Annotated in this window: 3 protein-coding genes; 2 read left to right on the top strand and 1 reads right to left on the bottom strand. The window is 35.5% G+C overall.

Annotation, left to right across the window (positions count from 1 at the left end; genetic code table 11):
* Positions 1–708: 708 nt before the first annotated feature.
* Together Xbud_RS18945 and Xbud_RS19685 are read left to right on the top strand one after the other, a co-directional pair.
* On the top strand, positions 709–1,128 hold the full coding sequence (locus Xbud_RS18945) for a hypothetical protein (RefSeq protein WP_145956684.1): 420 nt from the start codon (positions 709–711) through the stop codon (positions 1,126–1,128).
* Positions 1,129–1,260: 132 nt separating this feature from the next.
* Entirely contained in the window at positions 1,261–1,413 is a 153-nt protein-coding gene (locus tag Xbud_RS19685; RefSeq protein ID WP_145956683.1) for a Tn3 family transposase, read from the top strand.
* On the opposite strand, the gene Xbud_RS21525 is transcribed toward Xbud_RS19685, so the two are convergent.
* Positions 1,408–1,506: IS1 family transposase (locus Xbud_RS21525; RefSeq protein WP_422645744.1), on the bottom strand; the 99-nt coding region annotated here is incomplete at its 5' end. The two genes, Xbud_RS19685 and Xbud_RS21525, sit on opposite strands and share 6 nt — an antisense overlap.

The raw sequence follows: 1,506 nt of genomic DNA, 5'->3' as shown, positions 1-1,506 counted from the left end.
TCGTCCTCACTGGTATAACAATGGGTTAACGCCCAATGAGTCAGAACGATTATTTTGGAAAAACGCTAAGCCAGTGACCAATTTTTGTTGACCACAACAATATCCGGTGTCATTTTCAGAAGACGATTGCACGGAATGTCAAAAATCGCCTGCACTCGATTGCTGGAGCTATGTTACCAATTATTCAGCGTAGTTCTGCGTTTTGGTGCACATGAGTACTGAACATAATTGCGTTTAGTGTATATGACTTCTGAAATTATTTTATCAAAAGTCATATGCACACTAGGCTCTAAACCCTATCAATTGGTGCAGTCGCCTTCTGAAAATGACAGTGACGTTAGGATGACGGAAATTTCTGGAATTCCGGCTTAGAACCCCAAATACAAAGATGATGCCGAGCAATATCAGCGTTCGAAAGTTGAAACTGTTGAAGCTGAAGATAAAGAACGTAGAGCACAGGCAAGTAAAATATTAGCAATCAATATCAACAAATCCATTCCCGACCACCAAATCAGGGAAAGAGCGTTTGAGGTTATTCCTCAATCAAATTACAAAAAATTTCTGAAAGATTTCCATAAGCCAAATTTAAACCGTGATTTCTATCGCTGGGAATGGTATGGACAGCAATCTCTTGTTATCAAAAGAAATCTTCGACCAATATTCAAAGTATTAGAATTCACCTGTACAAATATTGAATTACGAAGTGCGGTGACATTTTTTAAACGTTATCTCCTTGAAGGTGGTGTTAATTTCCACTCTATTTCTATGGATGATATTCCTTTTGATTTTTTTCCAAAAGCACAACGTAATCACCTATTTTATAAAATAAAATCAATAGATGGTAAAAAAATCAAATCGATTGATTCAGGCCGTTACGAATTTATGCTGTATTTTTACCTGATGAAAGGCATTGAAAATGGTACTGTATTTATTCGAGATAGCAATAATTTTAGGTCACTGGAAGACGAGTTAATTAATACTGAGGTATGGAAAAGAGATAAAGAAAAAATTCTTTCACAGTTAAATATGCCATTGTTAAAACACGATATCTCTAATTTATTGGAGATATTAGAAATATCCTTAGAAAATAAATACCATGTCGTTAATACCCGTATCCTTAAAGGTTAAAATACTGGCTTTAAAGCCAAATACAAAAATAATGGAGAATTAATTAAGTGGAATATCCCTTATATTAAGACAGATAATGATGTAAATAACCGCTTGTTTAAGAAGTTACCCGTATCAAGCATTGGTGATCTTATGCGTTTTGTTGCCGAAGAAACACGTTATATCAAATCTTTTACTCATATTCAGCCTCGTCACGCAAAAACAGAACCAAACCAAGAAACGCTTCATGCGGTCATAGTTGCAAGTGCTACAGGTATAGAACCGGCTAAAATGCAAGGGTCATGACTCCAAAGCGTTGTAATGATGTTTTTCAATATATGCCCCAATCAGCTTTTCGTGGACTTCTATCGAACGTGAATAACAAATTGTTTTTCTTGC

It is taken from the genome of Xenorhabdus budapestensis, from assembly GCF_002632465.1.
Lineage (GTDB): Bacteria > Pseudomonadota > Gammaproteobacteria > Enterobacterales > Enterobacteriaceae > Xenorhabdus > Xenorhabdus budapestensis.
This window is presented reverse-complemented; position numbering and strand designations above follow the sequence as displayed.